We start from the raw sequence: 16,268 nt of genomic DNA on the forward strand, positions 1-16,268 counted from the left end.
TAATGCAGAAAAAACCGAACCCGAGCGTTGCCATGAATACTCAACAGCAAGCGTTGTACGACGCGCTGCGCGCGCGTGACCGAAAATTCGACGGCCGCTTTTTTGTCGGCGTTTCCTCCACCGGCATTTATTGCCGCCCGGTGTGCAGCGCACGCACGCCGAAGAGGGAAAACTGCACCTTTTATCCGAGCGCGGCCGCGGCCGAGCTGGCGGGGTTTCGCCCCTGCCTTAAATGCCGGCCAGAGCTGGCGCCCGGCCTGGCGCTGATCGATCTGGGCAACCGTTATGCGCAGGTGGCGGTACAGCTCATCGAGCAGGGCTATTTGTCCGAGCACAGTTGCGAAGCGCTGGCGGCGCGGCTGGGTATTTCCGATCGCCACCTGCGGCGCATCTTCGCCGAACAGTTTGGCGCTTCGCCGATCGATTACGCCCAGTCGCACCGGCTGCTGCAGGCCAAACGCCTGTTGGCGGATACCGACCTGCCGCTCAGCGAAGTGGCGTTCGCCGCCGGTTTCGGCAGCCTGCGGCGTTTCAATGAGCTGTTCAAGGCGCGCTATCGCCTGATTCCGTCGGCGCTGCGCAGCTGCGGCGCGCGCGGTGAACGGGCCGCCGCCAGCGGGCTGGTGTTTCACCTGGGTTATCGGCCGCCCTATGATTGGGATCGCATGCTGAACTTCTTGCAGGCGCGCGCCGTGCAGGGCGTGGAACGGGTAGCAGGGCGCCGCTATCTGCGCTCGATCGCCGTCAGCCAGGGCGGCACGGAACACCGCGGTTGGGTCAGCGTGCAGCCGGAAGAAGAACGCAACCGGGTCAGGGTCGAGATCGCACCCGCGCTCAGTTTGGTGACGACGGAGGTGCTGCGCCGCGTGCGCTTGCTGTTCGACCTGGACGCCGCGCCGGACCGCATCAATGAGGCGCTGGGCTCGCTGGCGGCCGATGCGCCGGGGCTGCGTCTGCCGGGCTGCGTGAACAGTTTCGAGCAGGCGGTGCGTGCGGTGCTGGGACAATTGGTCAGCGTGAAAATGGCGGCGACCTTCGCCGGACGAATGGCCGAACGTTGGGGAGAAGCCCTGGACACGCCGCATGAGGGCATCACCCATGTCTTCCCTTCCGCCGAACGGGTGGCACAGCTGCAGCCCGAAGCGCTGCGCCCGCTAGGCGTACAGTTAAAGCGTGCGGCGGCGCTGATCGAGATCGCTCGGGCGTTGGGCGAAGGGCGGTTGCAGCTCGATAACGTGCTGGATATTGAACAGGGGATCAAGGCGTTGACCGCGTTGCCGGGCATCGGCGGCTGGACCGCCAGCTATATCGCGATGCGCGCCTGGTCGTGGCCTGACGTGTTCCTGGCCGGTGACTACCTGATCAAACAGCGTTTCCCCGGCATGACGCCGCGCCAGATTGAACGTTACGCCGAACGCTGGCGCCCGTGGCGTTCTTACGCCACGCTGCATCTGTGGCACAACGACGCATGGGCGCCGGAAGGGGAGCGCTGAAGGCGGGGCTAGCGAGGGGCGTCGATCAGCTGCAGCAGGCGGCTCATGCCTTCACGCATCAGGAACGCCAGCAGCTTTTCCCGCTCGGCCGGCGTCAGGTGGTAGTAATACTCGATCCAGACCCGCACCGGATCCTGGCGTTTGACGTCGTAGTCCGGATGGTCGGCTTCGCGCAAGGCCGACAGGCTGCGCGCGCTGAACGGCAGGCTGTCGATATGGTATTCCAGCGCTTTGCCCTGTACGCCGCTGCGGCGGCGACTGACCCAGCCTTCGCGCCGGGCCATCAGATTGACCCCTTGCGGGGTTGAGGGCAACCCCGCCTTACCCATCAGTTCCCTGGCGGAAAACCATTTCTTTTCCATAGTCCCTTGTCTCTGAGCCATCACATGTCGAGGTAAATCAACGAATACGCCGATGTCCGCATGGGCGTTTCATCTTACTTAATCGTTTAAGCTTAAGGTGTTATTTATATCACTAATCTCGTATCGGTTAACAGAATGTGAAGCGCGAGACGGCGGTGGAAGAGGGAAACGGGTTAGCGGATGCCGAAGTAGCCGTCGCTGAGCAACACCGTCAGCGGCTGCTCCAGCGCCACCAGGTCGCCGTCAGCCAGATCGACGCCGACGTCGCGCAGCGCCTGCAGCGTTACCGGCTGATGCGCCGGCCCGGCGAGCGTTTGCGCCTTGATCCGATGCGCCGCGCCGTTGAGCATCGACACCATCAGCTCATCCATCTGGTTGCAGTGCACGTTGGTGATAAAGCGTTCATCGATGCGAATGATGTCGATCTTCTGATCGCTCAGCTCATCGAAGGCATTGATGTTATGCCCGAAACCGTTGACGATCAGCCGGCAGCCCCGCTGCTGCAGGCCACGGAGAAACGCCCGGCACTGCGCGGCGTGTTCCAGCACCACGGCCTCATCGACGCTAAACAGCAGCGCCTGCGGTGGCAGCGACGAAGCGCGCACCGTTTCCGTCAGGTAGTGCTGGAAGTCGGTGCTCAGCAGGCTGTCGGTGGCCAGCGGCAGCGCGAGCGACAGCCCTTTGCGTTTGATGTCGTCAGCGTGCTTCACCAGCAGCTGTGCGACCGTCCAGCGGTCGATGTCCGGCATCAGACCATACAGCTGCGCGGCGGCGATGAACGCCTCGTGCGGCAACGGCCGATCGTCCGGCGCCATCACCTGCAGCTTCACCTGGTGGAACGCGGCCGACAGCGGCGTCGCCGGCGGCGCGACCGCGCGGGTCAACAGCCGCAACTGCCCCTCGCTGACGATCGCCTGCACCTCCTGCGGGTTCAGCAACTCATGTTGCCGCTCCAGCAGCTGTTTTTGTCGCGTTTCGTACAGATAAACCTGGCCGCGCCCGTGGTGTTTGGCGGTATAGCAGGCGATATCGGCCTGCGCCAACAGTTCGCTGCTTTTGGCGTCGCCGTCGATGCGGGTGATGCCAGCGCTGGCGCCGACGCGATAAATCTTCCCTTCCCAATAGAACGGGTGCTGGCTGATTTGGTTGACCACCTGCTGCATCAGCGATTTGGCCTGCTCCAGCCGGCAGTCGAACAAGATCAGACCAAACTCGTCGCCGCCCAAACGCGCCAGGCAGTCGCTGCCGCGCAGTTGGTGCCGCATCAGCTGGGCGATATCCCGCAGCAAGGCATCGCCCGCCGCGTGGCCGGCGGTGTCGTTCACCGCCTTGAACCGATCCAGATCGAGGAACACCAGCGAATGCGACGACGACGGTTCCCCGCCGGCGACGATCGCTGCCTTCAGCTGTTTCTCGAAGCGGGTGCGGTTCGGCAGGCCGGTCAGCGCGTCGTGCGAGGCGCTGTAGCTGAGCTTTTTCATCAGTTCGCGCGAAGCGGTGACGTCCTGCAGCACCATGACCGCGCCCATGGTTTCGCCGTCGAGGGTTTTGAGCGGTGAGGCCGACTGCTGCACGTCGAAATAACGTCCGTCGCGGCTGTGCAGCACCAGTGCGTAATCCGCCGGCCACTGGCGCGGATATTGCGTGAGGTTTTCGATTTCCGGGCCTTCTTTGCCGTTGGTCAGGCGCACCACGCCAGCGACGGGCATGCCGATCGCCAGGTCGAGCGGCCAGCCGCACATCTGCTCAGCCACCGGGTTCATAAAGGTGATGCGCTGGTGGCTGTCGGTGGAGATCACCCCTTCGCCGATGGCGTCGAGGGTAATGTGCAGCCGCTCTTTCTCTTCGTGCAGCGCCTCGGCGAGGCTCTTGAGTTCGGTTATGTCGATATTGGTGCCGATCAGGCGCAGCGGGCGGCCCTGGTCGTCGAGGATCACGTTGCCCTGACCACGAATATGGCGCAGTTTGCCGCTGCGCGTGATGATGCGAAATTCCATGACGAACGGCCGCGGCTGCGCCAGGATCTCGGCCAGTTCACGGTCGGTGCGATCGCGATCCTCCGGCACCAGCAGGGTGCGCCACAGCGCCAGCGTCGGCGCTTGGTCAGGGCTGAGATCGTAGAGTTCGAACATGCGCTGATCCCAGGTGAAGTTTTCCTGGTTCATCACCCATTCCCAGATGCCGACGCCGCCCACCTGGTTGGCCAGCGTAATGCGCTCCACCAGCCGGTTGTTCTCCGCCTCGCTGCGTTTGAGGCCGCTGATGTCTTCCACCTGGGAGATGAAGTACAGCGGCTGGCCCTCGGCGTCGCGCACCAGCGATACCGCCAGCAGCGCCCAAACGGTCTGACCGTCGCTGCGGATATAACGTTTCTCCATGGTATAGCTGCTGATATGGCCGTCGAGCAGATCGTGCAACTGGCTCAGATCGGCGTTGAGGTCGTCCGGATGGGTGATCGCCTGGAACGTCAGGCGATGCAGTCGTTCGGGCGTGTAGCCGAGCAGTTTGCACAGCGCCTGATTGACCTGCAGCCATTTCCCCTCCGGCGACACCAGCGCCATGCCGATGGCGGAATACTCCAGCGCGCTGCGAAAGCGGCTTTCGCTCTCGACGATGTGCTGTTTCTCCACCCGGAAGGTGTGCATCACCATCGCCATCGCATGCGCCGGCACCAGGATCAGCAGCATCGGCAGATAGAGACCGAGATCGCCAAGGCGGCTATTGGCGGTCTGAAAATGCGCCAGCCCCAGAGAAATCATCACGGTGATCAGCAAAATAGTGCAAAAGCAGACGGTAAACGCCTCGAAGCGCGGCAGGGCGATGGCCGCCCACAGCAGGGGCAGAATGACGAAGGTGAACGGAAACGGCAGGTAGATTAACGCCAGATAGCTGAAGACCAGCGTGAGCATCAGCGTCAGCAATAGCGGGTAGAGGTTTAACGTCGCCAGCGTGCGGCGGTGATAGCTGAGACCGAGCGGCGCCAGCGACAGTACGCCGATCGCCTCGGAAATGAACCAGGTGCCGAAAGGCTGCCAAAATGGCTGATCTGGCGCCGGTGCCGCAACGGTGGCCAGCAATGCGCTGAACAGCGGGGTAAAAATCACCGCGCACACCACGAAGCGCAGCCAACTGCTCAGATCGCTCAGCGGATCGCTCGCCGGCAGCGAGCGGCGCAGCAACTGGGCGCAAACCGCCGCCTCCAACAGATTGATGGCGGCCAGTTTGACGGGCAGGATACTGATGCCAAGCAGCGCGAAGCTGGCCAGTACGATGCCCAGACCGCTGGCCAGCAGCGGCAGGCCCCAATGGCGGGGAGGATGCCGGTACAGCACCGCGATGGCGGCGGCGGTTGGGAACCACAGCGGCGTAAAATGATGCGCTTCGCTGGACAGCGACAGGCTCAGCAAGGCGAGCAGAAACGTCGCCAGCGCCACCAGCAGGGAATGCGTCAGCATGGTGCCTTTGTGTGTGCCGAAATAGCTCGGTGCGCTGATATCCATAGACATCCCTACCGGTGGGGCCTCTGTCAGTAATTGATTCATCACATGGATGAATTAAGGCGATTTATTGGCAAAGGGTAGTACAGCGCGCGAGGAAAACCTACCGGGAAGGCCGACTTTACTGCGTTAACGCAAGCCCGGCGACAGAATGGCGAAAAAGCCGGCGCGGAGCCGGCTTTTAGCGTATTACAGCAAGAACAGGGTGGCGAGGCCAAGGAAGATGAAGAAGCCGCCGGTATCGGTCAGCGCGGTGATGAGCACGCTCGAGCCGACCGCCGGATCGCGGCCCATCTTGAGCATGGTCATCGGGATCACCACGCCCATCAGCGCCGCCAGCAGCAGATTGAGCAGCATCGCCAGCGTCATCACGCCGCCCATCGCCGCGTCGCCATACAGCAGCCAGGTGATCACGCCCATGATGCCGCCCCACACCACGCCGTTGATGATGGCCACCCCCAGCTCTCTGAGCATCAGGCGCGAGATGTTGCCGACTTCGATCTGGTGCAGCGCCAGCGCGCGCACGATCATGGTGATGGTCTGGTTGCCGGTGTTGCCGCCGATGCCGGCGACGATCGGCATCAGCGCTGCCAGCGCCACCAGTTGGGAAATGGTGTGTTCGAACAGGCCGATCACTCGCGAGGCGACGAACGCGGTGCAAAGGTTGATCGCCAACCACGCCCAGCGGGTCTTGACCGCTTTGCTGACCGGGGCGAACACGTCTTCTTCCGGGCTCAAACCGCCCATGCGGCGCAGATTGGTATCGCTCTCTTCGTTGACGGCGTCGACGATCTCTTCGATGGTCAAACGGCCCATCAGTTTGCCCTTGGCGTCAACCACCGGGGCGCTGATCAGGTCGTAGCGTTCGAACGCGCCGGCCGCTTCATCGGCCTTGTCTTCGGGCTGAAAGGTGGCGGGATCGCTGTCCATCACCTCGCGCACCGGGATCTCCGGGTCATTCAGTAGCACCGCAGTGAGCGGCAGCTCGCCCAGCAGGGTGTTTTTGCGGTCGGTGACGAACAGTTTATCGGTGGCATCGGGAATGGTTTTGCGCATGCGCAAAAAGCGGTGCACCGCGCCGAGCGTAACGTCCGGCCGCACCGTCACCAGTTCGAAATCCATCATCCAGCCGACGCTGTCTTTGGCGTATTGGCTCATCTCGCGCACCTGGGCGCGCTGCTCCGGCTCCAGCGAGGTCAGCAGCCGGCCCATCAGGTTACGCGGCAGGTATTGCGCCAGATAGGCCTGTTCGTCGACGTCCAGCGTTTTGATCGCTTTGAGCAGGTCTTTGTCGCTCATCTCCTCGATCAGGCTGTCCCAGACCGGTTCGGCGACTTCCACCAGCGTCTGGCCGCGCTTGCTGTTGCCCACCAGCCGCCACAGCGCCATGCGCTCGTCCTGCGGCAAGGCTTCCAGCAGGTCCGCCAGGTCGGCAGCGTGCATGTCGTCCAGCAGGCCGGTAATTTCCGCCGTCTGGTTCAGCAGTTCGCTTTGGCTGAGGGCGTGTTCATCCCCTGGCCGGCCGAGGATGCCGTCGACCAATTCCTTATTGTTCAACAGCAAAGTGAGAATGCGCTGGCGATGTTCAGCGACTTTTTTGACGTTATGGGTTGCGGCTGACATGGTGTTCCTTAACGGGCGCTCGGCGTTCCTGACGCAGGCTCATTAAAAGATAGAGCATAGCGAGTGCCGGAGTCATTTTTATGAAACGGACGGGGCGCGGCGGTTATTCAGAGGAGGCGTCCTGTTGCGGCGCGCTGACTTCGGCGGCGTTTTGCGCAGCGGCCTGCTTTTTTTCCTGATGATGAGGCACCGCCACCACGGCGGCGTACAGCAGTCGGCCGACTAAAATGATAAAGCTGATAAACAACACTATCTTCGTCATCTGTCCGGTGGTTTTCTTGCGCATATATCACCCGGTATGCCGGTGTCCTGTGTTATTCGCTCGAGAATTTGTAACCGGATTTTAGGCGCTGATGACAAAAGTTGTCCATTTTTTTCCGGCGTGCGGCGTGGCGTATTAGGGTTTCGTTTAGGTTGGCGGGGCGAAGGCGGAAAGAAAAACCCCCTGTCTGGCAGGGGGCGGGGGATCAGGCGGAGCGCTGTTCGTCTTGCGAACCTTCTTCGTCGATCAGCAGCTTCCAGCCGACGACGTCGTTCCAGTAGGCCTGCTCGCGTTCGAAATCCAGCTGCACCAGGTTGTTCTGCGCCAGGTAGCCGGCCGGGAAGCGCAGCGTCCAGTGGTTGTCGTCGGTGGTCAGACGCAGCGTTTCCGGCGTGGTGGTCGACTGACGCTGGTTGTTGAGCAGGGTGCTCAGACGCAGCAGCTGGATCAGCGGCAGGTAGTGTTTCTTCTTGAACAGGTTGAGGCGCGGCAGCTCTTCCAGCTTGATCGCCTTGCGGTGGAAGCGCACCAGCGCCGCCAGCAGCAGCTGCTGTTCCTGGTTAAAGCCAGGCAGGTTGGAGTTTTGCAGAATGTAGGCCGAATGGCGGTGCATGCCGCTGTGGTTGATGCTCAGCCCCACCTCGTGCAGCATGGCGGCCCATTTCAGCAGGGCCTCCAGCTGTGGATGCGCCAGCTTGGTGTTTTGCGCCATCCACTGCGAGTAGAGCAGCTCGGTGGTTTCCAGCACCCGCTTGGCCTGCTCGCGGTCAATGTTGTAGTGATCGGCCAGGCTTTTGGCGGTGCGGCTGCGGATGTCCTGGTGGCGGAAACGGCCTTCCATTTCATACAGCACGCCTTCGCGCAGCGCGCCGTCGGACAAGCGCAGATCGCGGATCGCCAGCGCGTCGAACACGCCGCACAGGATAGCCAGCCCCGGCACGAACACCGACTGGCGATCTTCCGACAGCCCCGGCAGGCTCAGCGAACTGAAGCTTTTAAACTGCAGCACCTGCTCGGCGAGCATTTCCAGACGCTCCAGGGTGATAAGACCGTCTTTTTCCCCCATCGCGACCAGCACTTCATGGGCGGCCTTGATGGTGCCCGAGGCGCCCAGCGCATACTGCCAGCCCTGAATGCGGTACTGCCAGGCCAGCGTTTCCAGCTTCTGCGCCGCCGCCAAGCGCGCGCGGCGGAAGTTGTTTTTGCTGATCTCGCCGCCCGGGAAGAACAGCTGGGCGAAGCTGACGCAGCCCATGCGGCGGCTTTCCGCCAGCAGCGGCTCGAAGTCTTCGCCGATCACCAGCTCGGTGGAGCCGCCGCCGATGTCGATTACCAGCTTGCGGCCTTTCTCCGGCTGAGTGTGCTCCACGCCCATGAAGATCAGACGCGCCTCTTCCTGGCCGGCGATGATTTCGATCGGGTAGGGGATCACTTTGGCTGCGCGCTTGAGGAACACTTCGGCGTTCACCGCCTGACGCAGGGTATGGGTGCCGACGATGGTGACGTTATCCGCCGGGAAGCCCTGCAGCCGCTCGGCAAACAGCGCCAGGCAGGCCAGGCCGCGTTCTATCGCCTCTTCACTGAGTACGTTGTTGCTGTCCAATCCGTCGGCGAGATGCACCCGCTGTTTTAAACGGCCCAATACCTGTAAGGCGCCGTTGACGACGCGGGCGATCACCATGTGGAAACTGTTCGACCCGAGGTCGATGGCGGCGATTTCCTGCGGTTTGTTCGTTGCAGTGTTTTTTAGCGGCATAGTTGCTGGCCTACTGTCCTGGTTGTTCCAGAGCTTTTAAGTACTCGTAAATAGCCACCTGGGCGCGCACTTTGCGGCGATTGCCGCGCGGCACGTACTGGTTGCTCAGTTCTTTATCCACATAGCGGGCTTTGACCGTATCGCTGAACAGGATCTCCAGAATGTCCAGAACGCGCTGTTTCAGCGCCGGATCCAGCAGCGATACCGCCACTTCGATACGGTAATCTATGTTGCGGGTCATCCAGTCGGCGGAGGACAGATACACCCGTTTGTCACCTTTATTGTCGAAAACGTAAACCCGATCGTGTTCCAAAAAGCGATCGACGATGCTGATCACCTGAATATTGTCGCTGATCCCCGGCAGGTTGGGAATCAGGGAACACATGCCGCGCACCAGCAGGCGGATCTTCACGCCGGCACCGGACGCGGTATATAACCGATCTACCAGCCCTTTATCCACCAGATTATTTATTTTCAACATAATGCCGGCCTGTTCCCCGGCCTGGGCGTTGGCGATTTCGTTGTCGATCAGCTCATACAGCTTCAGGCGCGAGTTCTGCGGCGACACCATCAGGTTGTCGAAGGTGACCGGCCGGTAGGGGTTCTCGATAAAGTTGAATACCCGGCGCACCTCGTTGGTGATGCGTGAGTCGGCGGTCAACAGCGAATAGTCGGTGTAGATGCGCGCGGTTTTTTCGTTAAAGTTGCCGGTACCGATATGAGCATAGCGCACAATTTCATCGCCTTCACGGCGCGAAATCAGGAACAGTTTGGCGTGGATTTTCAGCCCCGGCGCCGAGAAGATCACGTGCACGCCGGCTTCGGTCAGGCGTTTCGCCCAGTGGATGTTGGCCTCTTCGTCGAAGCGCGCCTGCAGCTCGACCACCACCGTGACCTTTTTGCCGTTGTGCGCGGCGTGGATCATCGATTCGATGATGCGCGAATCTTTCGCCACCCGGTAGATGTTGATCTTGATAGCCAACACGCTCGGATCGAACGACGCCTGGCGCAGCAGCTCCAGCACGTGTTCGAAGGTGTGATACGGGTAGTAGAGCAGCACGTCCTTTTCGCGAATGGCGTCGAAGCCGTTGCGGAAACCGTCGAACCAGATGTGGCGCAGGCGCGGAAGCGGCTTGTTGACCAGATTGGCCTTGCCGACGTTCGGGAAACTGATGAAATCTTTGAAATTGTGGTAGCGGCCGCCGGCGATCACCGAATCGTAGTTGGAGATGCCCAGCTTGCCGCGCAGCAGTTCCACCATTTCATTCGGCATGTCGCGCTGATAAACGAAGCGCACCGGCTCGGCGGTCAGGCGTTGTTTCAGGCTGGAAGACATCAGTTCCAGCAGGCTGGATTCCATTTCGGTCACCAGATCGTACTCTGCGTCGCGGGTCATCTTCATCGAATAGGCGTTGAGCGCGTCGTAATCGAAGAAGCCCTTGAAAATATCGTCCAGGCAGTAACGCAGAATGTTGTCGAGCAGGATCATCGGCTTGCGGCGGCGCGGCGCTTCCGGTGGCAGATTGACGAAGCGCGGCACCTTGTCGGACGGGATTTCCAGCAGCGCATAGTCGATGCGCGCCCCGCGAATGATCTCCACCGCCAGGTAGGTGTAATCGTCTTTCAGGAACTGCACCAGATTGGTGTCGTGGTTGATCAGGATCGGCGTGATGTGCTGGCGCAGATGCTGCTTGAAATATTGCCGCAGCCAGATTTGCTGGTTTTCGGACACCTGGCGTTCGTTGATCAGGAAGATCTGATTGCGCGCCATTTCCAGCAGCAGATCGTTATACAGGCCATCGAACTCCTGATCGGTTTTCAGCACCTTGGCCTGGATCTTTTTCAGCAGGTGGCGTGAGGCGCCGGCGGAGCCTTGCTCTTCACTGATCAGGATGCGCCGTTTGAGATCGGCGAAGCGGACTTTATAGAACTCGTCGAGGTTGTTGGAGTAAATGCCCAGAAAACGCATACGTTCAATCAGGGGATTGCTCTTATCTGCGGCTTCCTGCAACACGCGTTCATTAAAGGATAACCAGCTTAGTTCTTTTTCGATGTAGAGCTTTTCCTGACCCATTGCCACTCCAGTTCAATTTTAGAATAGGATCCGGGACGCAGCGCCCGGATGCCGCTCTAGTGTCCTTCATCATTATTGCGAGAGATTGACAGGAAAGTCCAACATATCCATTGCGTTGGCGCGCGGTGTTTTTCGGCGGCAATAAATTTTCGTTGAGGCGGGACGCGCAACGGCGATGTGAACAGCATGAAATGATGGTTAGCTGGCTTATTTTTGGCGTTATCAAGCGTGTTAATGGTCATTTTTTAGCAATATATCAACGTCATATTGTCTGTTTGCAGTGTAAAAAACCTGAATTGTGCCGGATAACTTTGTCATGCAAACGTCATAAAACTGACATAAGATGCCCGGTTATCTTACGGCGCAAGCCCGATTACTTCAGCGACAGCGAGAGACATGACACAGACGACGGCAAATCAACATCCCCGAGATCGCCTGCGCGGGCGCATCGACCGTGGCGTGCAGGCGGCAGTGACCGCCAGCGGGCTGATGGTGTTGATGACGTTGATGCTGATCTTCGTTTATCTGCTGTTTGCCGTGCTGCCGCTGTTCAAACCGGCCTCGCTCGGCCAGGCGCAGCCGCTGCCGATCGCAGTGTCGGCCCCGGCGTTGGCGCTGGGTATGGACGTACAGCAGCGAGTGGGTTATCGCATCGACGCGCAGGGCGCGGGGCAGTTTTATCGCCTGACGCCGAGACAGGGCGAGCAGGCTCAGACGCCGCTGGCGCAGCAAACGCTGTTGGCCAAACCGGCGCTGCTCGCGCAGGCTGCCGGTGAGCGCGATCTGTTTGCGCTGGCGCAGGCCGACGGCCGGTTGGTGGTGGCGCGCGCGGATTTCGCCACGGCGGAAAATGGTCGGCCGCAGTGGCTGTTCCCGCTCGGGCAACAGCCGTTGGCGCTGGATCCGCAGCGTAAGCCGCTGAAGCTGTTATCGTTGGCGGATGCGCATCGCGGGCAGTATCTGCTGGCCGGGGTGACCGACGATCGGCGCCTGGTATTCGGCCGCTTCAGCCCCGATCGGCCGCCGCAGTTCAGCGAGCGCCCGCTGGAGCAAGGCGGAGAGCAACTGGTGCTGACGCCGGATGGCCGCCAGCTATACCTGCTGACCGGCAACCGGTTGGCGCGTTATGAAATCGACGGCGCGCAGCTGCAGCTGCGTGAAACGCGCACCTTGGGCGAATATGCCCCGTATCAAATGACGGCGCTGCCCGGCGGCAGCGCGCTGCTGATCAAGGGTGCCGACGGCAATCTGCGCGAGTGGTTCGAGGTGGAAAAAGATCGGCGCTGGCGCCTGACGCCGGTGCAGCATTTCGACCACGGCGCCGACGGGCAGGAGCTGACGGTGGCCGAGCCTTACCGCCGGGTGTTCGCCACCCTGCGGCCCGACGGCGGTTTCTCGCTATTCTCTACCATTCAACCACAGCCGCTGCTGAATACCCGTTTGGGTGCCGAGGTGCGGCAGATGGCGTTCGCACCGCGCGGCGATGGCCTGCTGCTGGAGAGCGACAAAGGCTGGCAGCGCTATGCGCTCGACAACCCGTACCCGGACGTCACCTTGCGTTCGCTGTGGGGCAAGGTGTGGTATGAGAATTACCCGCAGCCGGCCTACGTCTGGCAGTCGACCTCCGGTGAAGACAGCTACCAACCCAAATTCAGCCTGATGCCGGTGATCTTCGGCACCTTCAAGGCGGCGGCTTACGCGATGCTGTTCGCCATTCCGCTGGCATTGGCCGGCGCCATCTATACCGCTTACTTTATGACGCCGGGGTTGCGGCGGGTGATCAAACCGGCCATCGAAGTAATGGGCGCGCTGCCGACGGTGGTGATCGGCCTGGTGGCCGGCATTTGGCTGGCGCCGATCATCGAGCAGTATCTGTTGGCGGTGCTGGCGTTGCCGCTGCTGTTGGCGGCGGCGGTGCTGCTGTGCGGCGCGTTGACTCATCGCCTGATGCCGCGCTGTCGGCCGGGCGTCGATCTGCTGCTGCTGTTGCCGCTGCTGGCGTTGACGGTGTGGCTGGCGTTCAGCCTGGGGCCGTGGCTGGAGGTAGCGCTGTTCGGCGAGCCGCTGCACTTCTGGTTGGGAGATAATTACGATCAGCGCAATGCGCTGGTGGTGGGCGTGGCGATGGGCTTCGCGCTGGTGCCGATCATCTTCTCGCTGGCGGAGGACGCGTTGTTCAGCGTGCCAGCCACCTTGAGCCAGGGCTCGCTGGCTCTGGGCGCCACTCAATGGCAGACGGTGATCAAGGTGGTGCTGCCTTCCGCCAGCGCCGGCATTTTCTCCGCGCTGATGATCGGCTTTGGCCGCGCGGTGGGGGAAACCATGATCGTGTTGATGGCCACCGGCAACACGCCGATCATTGATGGCAGCCTGTTCCAGGGGCTGCGGGCGCTGGCGGCCAACATCGCCATCGAGATGCCGGAGGCGGTTTCCGGCAGCAGCCATTACCGCGTGCTGTTCCTGACCGCGCTGGTGCTGTTTGTCTTCACCTTCGTGTTCAACACGCTGGCGGAGGCGGTGCGCCTGCGGCTGCGCAAACGCTACACGCCGAATCAGGAGGCGCCATGAAGAACTGGGTGAAGAGCGGGTCGCCGTGGATATGGCTGACCGCCGGTTCGGTCGCCGTCAGCCTGTTGGCGCTGATCGGCATCCTGCTGCTGCTGGCCGGGCAAGGGATGCGCTATTTCTGGCCGAGCCCGGTCTATCAGTTTGAGCTGAATCAGAACGGCGCCGGGCCGGTGACGGTGATCGGCGAGCTGTATCAGCAGCAAAGCATTTCGCGCCGCCAGCTGACGGAGGCGGGCGTGACGCCACCGGGCGAGGCGCAGAACGTCGAGCGTTACCTGATCAAAGTCGGCAACCGCGAGCGCGAGGGGCAAGATTTCCGCACTTTGCTGGCCAGCGATATCCGCAGCCAGAGCACGCCGCGCAGCCTGCTGGTGCTGGAGCGCGACAGCCACGGCACCGCCTACGGCTATCTGGCGGGGCTGCTGGAGGATGGGCAACCGCTGACCGGCCGCAATCTGGGGCAGGCGTTGCAGCAGCGGCTGCCGCAGATCGCCGCGCTCTCGCGCCAGGCGCATGACATTCAATTCCGCGATATGGCGCGCATCAATCAACAGTTTGACGTGCTGCGGCTGCGGGAAAAGCGTTTGCAGCGCGACGATAAGCTGGACGCCCGTGCGCAGGACGGTATCAAGGCCGAGCGGCTGGAGCTGCAGCGGCAGTACCAGCAGCTGTCCGAACGCCTGGCGGGGCTGAACCGCGATCGCCAGCGTGACGCGCTGCTGTTGCGCGACATGCACGGCCAGACGTTGACCATTCCGCTCAGCCAAGTGCGCGATGCCTGGTACCCGAACGCCATGAGCACCACCGAGAAACTGGCGCACTGGGGCGATCAGGTGAAGAAGTTCCTCACCGACAGCCCGCGCGAGGCGAACACCGAAGGCGGGGTGTTCCCGGCCATTTTCGGCACGGTCTTGATGGTGATCCTGATGTCGATCGTGGTGATGCCGTTTGGCGTAATTGCGGCGGTATATCTGCACGAATATGCCGGCAACAATCTGCTGACGCGGGTGATCCGCATCGCGGTGGTCAACCTGGCCGGGGTGCCTTCGATCGTCTACGGCGTTTTTGGCCTCGGTTTCTTTGTTTACATGATTGGCGGCACGCTCGATCAGCTGTTCTATCCTGAGTCCTTGCCCAACCCGACCTTCGGTACGCCCGGCGTGCTGTGGGCGGCGCTGACGCTGGCGCTGCTGACGCTGCCGGTGGTGATCGTCGCCACCGAGGAAGGGCTGTCGCGCATTCCCACCTCGCTGCGGCAGGGCTCGATGGCGCTGGGCGCCAGCCGGGCCGAGACGCTGTGGCGCATCGTGCTGCCGATGGCGGCGCCGGCGATGATGACCGGCTTGATTCTGGCGGTGGCGCGCGCCGCCGGGGAAACGGCGCCGCTGATGCTGGTGGGGGTAGTTAAATCGGTGCCGGTGCTGCCGGTGGACGAGATTTTCCCGTATCTGCACCTGGAGCGGAAGTTTATGCACCTGAGCTTCCAGATCTACGATATGGCGTTCCAGAGCCCGAGCGTAGAGGCGGCGCGGCCGCTGGTGTTCGCCACCGCTTTCTTGCTGGTGACGATCGTGGTGAGTTTGAATCTGGCGGCGATGGGCATCCGCCATTCGTTGAGGGAGCGGTACCGAGCATGGTCGCAGTAACAATGACGCTATTTTTGGGGAGTGCGTAATGGGTTTGATGACGCCAGGCAGTTTGCCCCGGCTGGATGTCCAGCATCTCGACGATGAACAGACCGCACTGGCGGTCAACGGCCTGAACCTGTTTTATGGCGACAAACAGGTGCTGCACGATATTTCGCTGCGCATCCCGAAACACCGGGTGACGGCGCTGATCGGCCCTTCGGGCTGCGGTAAATCGACGCTGCTGCGCTGTTTCAACCGCATGAACGATCTGGTGGACAACTGCCGGATCGAGGGCGATCTGCAGCTGAACGGCGCGGCGATCTCCGGCGCGCAGATCGACGTGGCGGCGCTGCGGCGGCGGGTGGGCATGGTGTTCCAGCGGCCGAACCCGTTCCCGAAATCGATCTATGAAAACGTGGTGTACGGCCTGCGGCTGCAGGGCGTGCGCGACCGGCGCTTGCTGGATGAAGCGGTGGAGCGTTCGCTGCGCGCCGCCGCGCTGTGGCATGAGGTGAAGGACCGGCTGCGCGAAAATGCGTTCCGCTTGTCCAGCGGCCAGCAGCAGCGCCTGGTGATCGCGCGCGCCATTGCCATCGAGCCGGAGGTGTTGCTGCTCGACGAGCCGACCTCGGCGCTGGATCCGATCTCCACGCTGACCATTGAGGAACTGATTTCGGCGCTGAAACAGCGCTACAGCGTGGTGCTGGTGACGCACAACATGCAGCAGGCGGCGCGGGTTTCCGACTACACTGCCTTTATTCATCAGGGCCGGCTGGTGGAGTACAACGACACCGACGCGATTTTCACCTCGCCGCGCCAGCGCCGCACCGAGGATTATATTACCGGGCGATATGGGTGAATTCTGGGGGCGTTGCATACGGCGCCCCTTTTCCCGTCTTTGTGTTTCCTCCGATTTTCTCGCTAACGCGCCAAGCACCTCTTTTCACTGGCTACATTAATAAAAATAATTCTCATTTGCATGGACGGAGCCAGCGAATTGTTTAT

At 61.6% G+C, this 16,268-nt stretch carries 10 protein-coding genes; 4 read left to right on the top strand and 6 right to left on the bottom strand.

Annotated features, from left to right (window positions below; genetic code table 11):
• Nucleotides 1-2: 2 nt before the first annotated feature.
• A complete protein-coding gene (alkA, locus tag ACRAWE_RS01150) occupies nt 3-1,493 on the top strand; it encodes a DNA-3-methyladenine glycosylase 2 (RefSeq protein WP_211130094.1) in 1,491 nt (496 codons plus the stop codon).
• 8 nt (nt 1,494-1,501) lie between these two features.
• On the opposite strand, the gene ACRAWE_RS01155 is transcribed toward alkA, so the two are convergent.
• The 6 genes from ACRAWE_RS01155 to ppk1 form a co-directional block, all read right to left on the bottom strand.
• On the bottom strand, nt 1,502-1,855 hold the full coding sequence (locus ACRAWE_RS01155; RefSeq protein WP_025159567.1) for a DNA-binding protein: 354 nt from the start codon (nt 1,853-1,855) through the stop codon (nt 1,502-1,504).
• 173 nt (nt 1,856-2,028) lie between these two features.
• Nucleotides 2,029-5,355: a diguanylate cyclase gene (locus ACRAWE_RS01160; RefSeq protein ID WP_432524468.1), complete on the bottom strand. Its 3,327-nt coding sequence runs from the start codon at nt 5,353-5,355 to the stop codon at nt 2,029-2,031.
• Between the two features lie 186 nt (nt 5,356-5,541).
• Nucleotides 5,542-6,975 (bottom strand): magnesium transporter, encoded by a 1,434-nt coding sequence (gene mgtE, locus ACRAWE_RS01165; RefSeq protein WP_063919865.1) that lies wholly within the window; start codon nt 6,973-6,975, stop codon nt 5,542-5,544.
• Between the two features lie 103 nt (nt 6,976-7,078).
• Nucleotides 7,079-7,261, bottom strand: coding sequence for a YfgG family protein (locus ACRAWE_RS01170; protein ID WP_004941600.1), 183 nt, complete (start codon nt 7,259-7,261; stop codon nt 7,079-7,081).
• 181 nt (nt 7,262-7,442) lie between these two features.
• A complete protein-coding gene (gene ppx / locus ACRAWE_RS01175) occupies nt 7,443-8,993 on the bottom strand; it encodes an exopolyphosphatase (RefSeq protein ID WP_019452418.1) in 1,551 nt (516 codons plus the stop codon).
• 10 nt (nt 8,994-9,003) lie between these two features.
• A complete protein-coding gene (ppk1, locus tag ACRAWE_RS01180; protein WP_033648827.1) occupies nt 9,004-11,067 on the bottom strand; it encodes a polyphosphate kinase 1 in 2,064 nt (687 codons plus the stop codon).
• Nucleotides 11,068-11,463: 396 nt separating this feature from the next.
• Between ppk1 and ACRAWE_RS01185 the strand changes: the two genes are divergently transcribed.
• From ACRAWE_RS01185 to pstB, 3 genes are read left to right on the top strand one after another with little or no spacing between them, the layout of a single operon-like run.
• Nucleotides 11,464-13,635, top strand: a complete 2,172-nt coding sequence (locus ACRAWE_RS01185; RefSeq protein WP_432524472.1) for an ABC transporter permease subunit — start codon at nt 11,464-11,466, stop codon at nt 13,633-13,635.
• The gene (gene pstA / locus ACRAWE_RS01190) at nt 13,632-15,281 is read left to right on the top strand and encodes a phosphate ABC transporter permease PstA (RefSeq protein ID WP_432524475.1); all 1,650 of its coding nucleotides are present in this window, start codon (nt 13,632-13,634) and stop codon (nt 15,279-15,281) included. The genes ACRAWE_RS01185 and pstA overlap by 4 nt, the downstream gene beginning before the upstream one ends.
• Before the next feature lie 28 nt (nt 15,282-15,309).
• The gene (pstB, locus tag ACRAWE_RS01195) at nt 15,310-16,122 is read left to right on the top strand and encodes a phosphate ABC transporter ATP-binding protein PstB (protein ID WP_019452422.1); all 813 of its coding nucleotides are present in this window, start codon (nt 15,310-15,312) and stop codon (nt 16,120-16,122) included.
• The last annotated feature ends 146 nt before the right edge of the window (nt 16,123-16,268 follow it).

This window comes from Serratia sp. BFP-2025 (assembly GCF_050880365.1).
Taxonomy (GTDB): Bacteria; Pseudomonadota; Gammaproteobacteria; order Enterobacterales; family Enterobacteriaceae; genus Serratia; species Serratia surfactantfaciens.

What these genes read in the sequence shown, in the direction of transcription:
- ACRAWE_RS01185 (WP_432524472.1), top strand. Translation starts at nt 11,464, where the DNA reads ATGACACAGACGACGGCAAATCAACATCCCCGAGATCGCCTGCGCGGG.
- ACRAWE_RS01160 (WP_432524468.1), bottom strand. Translation starts at nt 5,355, where the DNA reads ATGGATATCAGCGCACCGAGCTATTTCGGCACACACAAAGGCACCATG.
- mgtE (WP_063919865.1), bottom strand. Translation starts at nt 6,975, where the DNA reads ATGTCAGCCGCAACCCATAACGTCAAAAAAGTCGCTGAACATCGCCAG.
- ppk1 (WP_033648827.1), bottom strand. Translation starts at nt 11,067, where the DNA reads ATGGGTCAGGAAAAGCTCTACATCGAAAAAGAACTAAGCTGGTTATCC.
- pstA (WP_432524475.1), top strand. Translation starts at nt 13,632, where the DNA reads ATGAAGAACTGGGTGAAGAGCGGGTCGCCGTGGATATGGCTGACCGCC.
- ACRAWE_RS01170 (WP_004941600.1), bottom strand. Translation starts at nt 7,261, where the DNA reads ATGCGCAAGAAAACCACCGGACAGATGACGAAGATAGTGTTGTTTATC.
- pstB (WP_019452422.1), top strand. Translation starts at nt 15,310, where the DNA reads ATGGGTTTGATGACGCCAGGCAGTTTGCCCCGGCTGGATGTCCAGCAT.
- ACRAWE_RS01155 (WP_025159567.1), bottom strand. Translation starts at nt 1,855, where the DNA reads ATGGAAAAGAAATGGTTTTCCGCCAGGGAACTGATGGGTAAGGCGGGG.
- alkA (WP_211130094.1), top strand. Translation starts at nt 3, where the DNA reads ATGCAGAAAAAACCGAACCCGAGCGTTGCCATGAATACTCAACAGCAA.
- ppx (WP_019452418.1), bottom strand. Translation starts at nt 8,993, where the DNA reads ATGCCGCTAAAAAACACTGCAACGAACAAACCGCAGGAAATCGCCGCC.